Source organism: Mycobacterium sp., from assembly GCF_035314665.1.
Classification (GTDB): Bacteria; Actinomycetota; Actinomycetes; order Mycobacteriales; family Mycobacteriaceae; genus Mycobacterium.
This window is the reverse complement of the sequence record NZ_DATFZD010000311.1, coordinates 1-7,101: the sequence shown is the minus strand read 5'-3', so window position 1 is coordinate 7,101 and position 7,101 is coordinate 1. Positions and strand designations below refer to the sequence as shown.

Genomic DNA, 7,101 nt, shown 5'->3' with positions numbered 1-7,101 from the left:
AGCACATAGGTCTGCGGGGCGAATGCGCGCAGCGCCTCGGCGACGGCGCTCAGCTGCGACGGCTCGCAGCGGTTGGCCACCACCGCCGCGGTATGGGCATGCTGGGCGGCCAGCTCGTCCAGACACAGCTTCACGACGTGTGCGACGTCCTCGGCGGTGCGGCCGCCGGCCCGAACCACCAGCAGCACCGGCGCGCCAAGGTTGACCGCGATACGAGCGTTGACCGACAGCTCAGCGGGGCTGGCGACATCGGTGTAGTCGCTGCCGACGATGACGACCGCGTCGCACTCGGTGGCCATCGCGTGATACCGCTCGACGATGTCGTCGATGGCGGCGTCACGATCGGAGTGCAGCTGCTTGTAGGTCACGCCGATGCAGCGCTCGTAGGGCAGGCCGGCGGTGGTCTGCGCCAGCAGCAGATCCAGGATGTAGTCGCGGTCGTCGCCGCCCACTCGCGTGATGGGCCGAAACACCCCGACTTTCGCCACCGTGGCGGCCAGTCGGTGCATGATTCCCAGCGCGATTGTCGACTTGCCGGTGTCCCCCTCGGGCGCCGCGATGTAGATCGCGGAGACCTCAAGCATGCGTCGTCAGCCCAGCCGCCGCAGCCGCGGCTCGAGGTCCTTCTGGAACAGCTCCAGGAATCGGCGCTGGTCGTGGCCCGGCGCGTGGAACACCAGGTGGTTGAGGCCCCAGGTGACGTACTGACCGACCTTTTCGACGGCCTCGTCGGGATCCGAGGACACAATCCAGCGCTTGGCGACCTGTTCGATCGGCAGCGCGTTGGCGGCCGCCTCCATTTCGATCGGGTCGTGAATGCTGGTCTTCTGCTCGGCGGTCAGCGACAGCGGCGCCCAGAACCGGGTGTTCTCCAGCGCCAGATCCGGATCGGTGTCGTAGGAGATCTTGATTTCGATCATCCGGTCGATGTCGTCCGGATTCTTGCCCGCCGCCTCCGCGCCCTCTTTCATGGCGGGGATGAGCTTGTCCTTGTACAGCTCCTCGCCCTTGCCGGAGGTGCAGATGAAGCCATCGCCCGCGCGGCCCGCGTACTTGGCGACCTGGGGTCCTCCGGCGGCGATGTAGATCGGGATGCCGCCCTCGGGTACGTCGTAAATCGAGGCTCCCTTGGTGTGGTAGTACTCGCCTTTGAAGTCGACGCGGTCGCCCAGCCACAGCTCGCGCATCAGCCGCACCGATTCGCGCAGCCGGGCGTAGCGCTCCTTGAACTCCGGCCACTCGCCCTCGTATCCGGTCGCGATCTCGTTGAGCGACTCCCCGGTGCCGACGCCGAGAAAGATGCGATCCGGGTAAAGACATCCCATGGTGGCAAACGCCTGCGCGATGACGGCCGGGTTGTACCGAAAAGTCGGGGTGAGCACCGAGGTCCCCAGGAAGAGCCGCTTCGTGCGCTCACCGACCGCGGTCATCCAGGCGAGCGAGAACGGCGCGTGCCCGCCCTCGTGCCGCCAGGGCTGGAAGTGGTCGCTGACGGTCGCGCTGTCCATGCCGTGCGCTTCGGCGGCGACCGCCAGCTCGACGAGTTCGCGCGGCGCGAATTGTTCCGCCGACGCCTTATATCCAAGTTTGAGTTCAGCCACGCTGTTGTTTCTACTCCCCCCTGTCGGCGTGTGACCCGCTGCCTAGACTCTCGGGCATGGCACCGGTGCTGACGGCCGTCACCGAGACCGTGCATCTCGCCCAAGGCGGGGCGGTCAACTGGCTGCTGATCACCGACGACACCGGGGTCATGCTGATCGACGCCGGATATCCGGGTGACCGCGACGACGTGCTCGCGTCGTTACGGCAGCTGGGATACGAAGCCGAAGACGTGCGCGCGATTCTGCTCACCCACGCCCACATCGACCACATGGGCTCGGCGATCTGGTTCGCCAAAACCCACGACACCCCGGTGTATTGCCATCCCGACGAGGTCGGCCACACCAAGCGGGAGTATCTGGAACAGGCCTCGCCGCTCGACGTCGCGCTGCGCCTCTGGAGGCCTCGTTGGGCGCTGTGGGCCGCCCACCTCGTTCGCGACGGCGGCTTGAGTCGTGAGGGCATTCCGACCGCGCAGCCGTTGACCGCCGAGGTGTCGGCGGAGTTGCCCGGCCAGCCGATGGCCATCCCGACTCCCGGCCACACCGGCGGTCACTGTTCGTATTTGGTCGACGGCATATTGGCCAGCGGCGACGCGCTGGTTACCGGGCATCCACTACTGGCACGCAGCGGGCCGCAACTACTGCCAGCGGTGTTCAGCCACGACCAGGACGGCTGCATCCGCAGCCTGGCGGCGCTGGCGCTGCTGGATACCGAAGTTCTGGTGCCCGGTCACGGCGATTTGTGGCGGGGCCCGATCCGCGCAGCCACCAATGAGGCGACCGCGTTGGCGCAGTGAGCGCAGCGCAGGGTCACAATCCGATCACGCTCGACGTCACGATTCCGTAAGGTTCGGGCACGTTCTCTAAGAATTCGGGTTCCGCTCTGATCGATTACTTAGCAAAAGCGGCCTCAATTGAGACTCAGTTCACTTCAGGCGGCGCAAACGCCTCTCCCGCACCGAGTTCCGCTACTTGACCTTCGCGTACCTTGGGCGTCAGGTCTCGGCAACCTGTGATCAACCTGCGTCTTACAGGAAGCAAACAATGATGAATTTCAGTGCTAAGACCATGCGCCGGCACGCCGCCGGCTGCGGTCTCCTCGCCGGTCTGGCCGCCACGGTGATCGCGGCGCCGACGGCATCCGCGGCGCCCGACTGCAGTGCTGCCGGTGTCGCCAACACGGTCAGCACGGTGACGGGATCGGCCAACCAGTACCTCAGCAGTCATCCGGGCGCCAACGCGGTCGTGACGGCGTCGAAGAACGAGCCGCGCCCGCAAGCGGAGTCGGATCTGCGTGGCTACTTCACCGCGCATCCGCAGGAGTACGTCGAATTGCGGGGCATTCTGGCACCGATCGGCGACACTCAGCGCCAGTGCAACACGACGGTGCTGTCACCCGATCTGGAGTCGGCCTATAACGAATTCATGGCGGGCTAGTGTTGTGAGTCGTTAATTGAGCGACAGCTTTTTGGATTCCCTCGGCGCCGACTGTGTAGCTTGTTAACGAACTTGAGGCGCATCCTCGCACATAACCCGCAGAGTCGACGCGTCCTTGCAGCAGATGCAGCGCGGCCATAACTGCATGCGGATTAATGACTCACGACACTAGGCCGTGCCGTCAACACTAGGCCGTGCCGTCAGGCCGAGATGGTCCTTCAGCGTGTGGCCGCTGTATTCGGTGCGGTATGCCCCACGTTCTTGCAGCAACGGCACGACGTGGTCGACGAAGTCGTCCAGACCATGTGGGGTCAGATGCGGCACCAGGATGAACCCGTCGCAGGCGTCGGCCTGTATGTAGCGGTCGATCTCACCGGCGATATGCGCTGCGGTACCAACGAACTGCTCGCGGCTGGTGACCGCGATGATCAGTTCGCGGATCGACAGGTTCTCAGCTTCAGCGCGTTCGCGGAATTTGCGGGCCACCGCGACGGGGTCGCCGTGCCGGACGCGGCCTTGGGTGATGCTGGTGTCACCAGACGGATCGAAGTCGGGTAGCGGCCCGTCGGGGTCGTAGTCGGAAAGGTCACGGCCCCATACCTGCTCGAGCATCGCGATCGCCGTCCCGCCACTCACCTGCTGGTGTCGAATGTGCACGGCCTTGTCTGCGGCCTCCTCCGCGGTGTCGCCGAGCACAAACGTCGCCGCCGGAAAGACCTTGAGGTCATCAGGGTTTCGACCGTAGGAAGCCGCACGGCCTTTCACGTCGGCGTAATAACGCTGACCGTCCTCTAGCGATCCGTGCAGCGTGAACAGCGCATCGGCGTAGCGGGCTCCGAAGTTTCGGCCGTCGTCCGAGTCACCGGCCTGCAACAGCACCGGATGGCCCTGCGGCCCGGCCGGCAGCGTCGCCACTCCGCGGACGTCGAACTGAGCGCCGTGATGTTCGACGGTCCCGACGCGAGCGGGATCGATGTAGGTTCCGCCTTCGACATCGGCCAGCACCGCGTCGGCGGGCCAGCTGTCCCAGAATTCGCGTGCCACGGCGAGGAACTCCTCGGCACGGCGATAACGATCGGCGTGGTCGAGGAAGCCGCCACGCCGAAAGTTCTCGCCGGTGAACGCGTCCGACGAGGTGACCATGTTCCAGCCCGCGCGGCCGTCGGACAGCTGATCGAGCGTGGCGAATTGCCTTGCCACTTCGAAGGGTTCGTTAAAGGTGGTATTGATTGTTCCGGTCAAACCGAGCCGATCGGTGACGGCGGCCAACGCCGCCAGCACGGTGAACGTGTCCGGCCGGCCTACCACGTCCAGGTCATAGATCCGACCCCGATGCTCGCGCAGCCGCAGCCCCTCGGCCAGGAAGAAGAAGTCGAACAGCCCGCGTTCGGCGGTGCGGGCCAAATGTACGAAAGAGTCGAATTCGATCTGGCTGCCCGCGGCGGGATCGGTCCACACGGTGGTGTTGTTGACCCCTGGGAAATGGGCGGCCAGGTGAATAGGCTTGCGGTGCTTGCCTTCGCGTGTGTTCATTCGCCCAGTCCCCACCGCTTTGCGATCAGCTCATGCGAGCGCAGCCGGTCTTCGTGGTTGTGCGTCACCGACGTGACGACCAACTCGTCCGCGCCGGTCAGTCGTTGCAGCGCGAACAGCCGCTCGGCGACCTCATCCGGGTCACCGACGAATTGCGTCTCCAGCCTGTCTTTGACGACCGGCAACTGTTCGTCGGCGAGCGGACGGAAATCCTCGGGAGCCGGGTAGGGCACGGCGCCGACCCCGGTCCGGATGGAATACACCCACTGCGCGTAGCCGCTGGCCAATTTCCTTGCGGTGGCGTTGTCGTCGGCTACGACGATGTCGGCGGACACCACCACGTAGGGTCGCTCGAGCGCGGCCGACGGGACGAAGGTGTCGCGGTATGCGTCGATGGCCTCCAGCGCGGTGGCCGGGGTGATGTGGTAGCTCGCGACGAACGGCAGCCCGTGCGCGCCGGCCACCCTGGCGCTTTGGCCCCTGGTGCTGCCGAAGACCCACGGCGTCAGTCCGGACCGCTCTCCCGGCACCGCGTGCACGTCGAAACCCTCGACCTCGTAAGTACCGTCCAACATCGCGATGATGTCGCCGAGTTGCTCGGCGAAGTCCGGCGACACGGCCTCCGGCTGTTGCAGGATCCCCATCGTCGCCTGCACCCGCTCGGTATCGAGCAGCCCGCGCAGGTCGAACGGCAGTGGGATCACCACGCCGTCGACCTCGCGCCATTGCCGCGGCGGGCGGTTCTTGGCTGAGGGCGGCTTCGGCTTGAACCCGGTGTCGCGCCGCTGCCCCCGGCCGACACCGAGGTCGATGCGGCCCGGATAGAAGGCGTCGAGCATCCCGAAGCTCTCCACCACCGCGGCGGCCGTCGTGTGAGTCAGCTGCACCGCAGCCGCGCCCACCCGAATCGTGTTGGTAGCAGCCGCGATTTGGCCGATCAACACGGCCGGCGCCGAGCTGGCGACTCCGACGAAGTGGTGCTCGGCGATCCAGAATCGGCGAAAACCCCATTGCTCGGCGTGCTGGGCCAGATCGATGGTGTTGTGCAGAGCCGTCGCGGCGTCGCTGCCCGCGCTGATCGGCGCCAGATCCAGGATCGACAGCGGGACGGTACTCATCGATTCACCACCGTATAACGGTTGGGCGCGGCGGGCAGGCCGAGCCGTTGGCGCAATGTCTCGTGCTGCTGGTAGCCGGTGCGAAACCGCCCGGCGCGCTGCAGCAATGGCACCATCTCGTCGACGATCACCGGAAGATCGGTGGCGTTGACTGCTGGCCGCAGCCGCGCACCGCCGATGCCCAGCCGCTGCCACTCCAGCAGCAGGTCGACAAGCTCGTTTGCGCTGCCGGTGAATATCAGTGCGTCAGAACCGAATTCCGTGTCACCGCCGAAGGTCACCACCAGGTCAGCGAAGATTTTCAAGTGGGCGCCGCCGGCCGCACGCACCTCGTCGATGATGGTGCGTACCGAGGCATCATCGGTTGGCGTGATGAAGACGAGATCGCTACTGGCGGCGGCGAATTCGTAGATGCGTGGCGCGTGCGCGAGCGCCGCCACTACCGGCTGGCCCTGGGGCGGACGCGGGGTGATCGAAGGCCCCTTGACCGAGAAGTATTCGCCAGTGAAGTCGATGTAATGCAACTTGTCCCGGTCGACGTACCGCCCGGTGGACACGTCGCGGATCACCGCGTCGTCCTCCCAGCTGTCCCACAGCCTACGTACCACCTCGACGGCGTCGGCGGCCTCGTCGAACAGCCCGTCGGGGGACTGTGATCCGTTGCGCCGTCCGAACAATGCCGCCTCGTATGGGGTTGCGCTCACCCGCGGCTGCCAACCGGCCCGCCCGTGCGATACGAAATCCAGTGTCGCGATGGCCTTGGAGACATGGAACGGCTCGGTGTGGGTGACGGTCGCGACCGGAATCAGCCCGATGTGCCGGGTGACCGGGGCGATGCGCGCGGCGACCAGGACGGCGTCGGCGCGACCCGCCAGCCGTCTCGGCGAGATTTCCTCCCGGCGTCCAGATTGCGGCATCAGGGTGTCGTCGATGGTCAGGAAATCCAGCAGGCCGCGCTCGGCGGTGGCCGCCAGACCGGCCCAGTACCGGCCGCTGAGCACCGATTCCGTCGCGGGGTTTGCGGTCAGCGTGATTCGCCAGGCCCGCGGATGCCAGCCGTAGCCGTCGAGCGCAACACCGAGATGCAGCTGTTCGCTCATCGCAGACCCTTGGCGAAGGCGATCGGACGAAAAGGTCCCCACGACACCGTCGGCGCGTCGATCTCGGTGTACCCGATGGTGCGATACAGCGCCTCTGCCTCGGGTTGGCGGTCGCCGGTGATGAGGTACACCCGCCGATAGCCCCTCGCGGCGGCGCTGGCCTCCAGTTCGGCGAGCAGCGCCTTGGCGTAGCCGCGGCGACGGCATCCGCTGTCCGTCCAGATCCGTTTGAATTCCGCGGTCTCGGCATCGAATCGCCGGAACGCGCCGCCGGTGACCGGGACGCCGTTCAGCAACCCGATCACCAAGCCA

The 7,101-nt window shown here is 66.1% G+C and carries 8 protein-coding genes; 2 read left to right on the top strand and 6 right to left on the bottom strand.

The window, feature by feature from the left end:
• A partial coding sequence (locus VKI00_RS21795) for an AAA family ATPase (protein WP_324441127.1) occupies window positions 1-584 on the bottom strand: 584 nt, incomplete at its 3' end.
• A gap of 6 nt (window positions 585-590) precedes the next feature.
• Complete coding sequence (fgd, locus tag VKI00_RS21790; RefSeq protein WP_324441125.1) at window positions 591-1,601, bottom strand: glucose-6-phosphate dehydrogenase (coenzyme-F420); 1,011 nt, start codon at window positions 1,599-1,601, stop codon at window positions 591-593.
• 56 nt (window positions 1,602-1,657) lie between these two features.
• On the opposite strand from fgd, the gene VKI00_RS21785 reads away from it, so the two are divergent.
• A complete protein-coding gene (locus VKI00_RS21785; RefSeq protein WP_324441123.1) occupies window positions 1,658-2,398 on the top strand; it encodes an MBL fold metallo-hydrolase in 741 nt (246 codons plus the stop codon).
• A 250-nt stretch (window positions 2,399-2,648) separates the two neighbouring features.
• Window positions 2,649-3,038 (top strand): heme-binding protein, encoded by a 390-nt coding sequence (locus VKI00_RS21780; protein ID WP_324441121.1) that lies wholly within the window; start codon window positions 2,649-2,651, stop codon window positions 3,036-3,038.
• Window positions 3,039-3,206: 168 nt separating this feature from the next.
• On the opposite strand, the gene VKI00_RS21775 is transcribed toward VKI00_RS21780, so the two are convergent.
• The 4 genes from VKI00_RS21775 to VKI00_RS21760 form a co-directional block, all read right to left on the bottom strand.
• Window positions 3,207-4,571 (bottom strand): NtaA/DmoA family FMN-dependent monooxygenase, encoded by a 1,365-nt coding sequence (locus VKI00_RS21775; RefSeq protein WP_324441119.1) that lies wholly within the window; start codon window positions 4,569-4,571, stop codon window positions 3,207-3,209.
• The gene (locus VKI00_RS21770; RefSeq protein WP_324441117.1) at window positions 4,568-5,689 is read right to left on the bottom strand and encodes an LLM class flavin-dependent oxidoreductase; all 1,122 of its coding nucleotides are present in this window, start codon (window positions 5,687-5,689) and stop codon (window positions 4,568-4,570) included. The genes VKI00_RS21775 and VKI00_RS21770 overlap by 4 nt, the downstream gene beginning before the upstream one ends.
• Window positions 5,686-6,789 carry an LLM class flavin-dependent oxidoreductase gene (locus VKI00_RS21765; RefSeq protein WP_324441115.1) on the bottom strand — a complete coding sequence of 368 codons (1,104 nt, stop codon included), beginning with the start codon at window positions 6,787-6,789 and terminating at the stop codon, window positions 5,686-5,688. The genes VKI00_RS21770 and VKI00_RS21765 overlap by 4 nt, the downstream gene beginning before the upstream one ends.
• The coding region (locus tag VKI00_RS21760; RefSeq protein WP_324441113.1) for a GNAT family N-acetyltransferase at window positions 6,786-7,101 on the bottom strand (316 nt) is incomplete at its 5' end. The genes VKI00_RS21765 and VKI00_RS21760, both read right to left, overlap by 4 nt.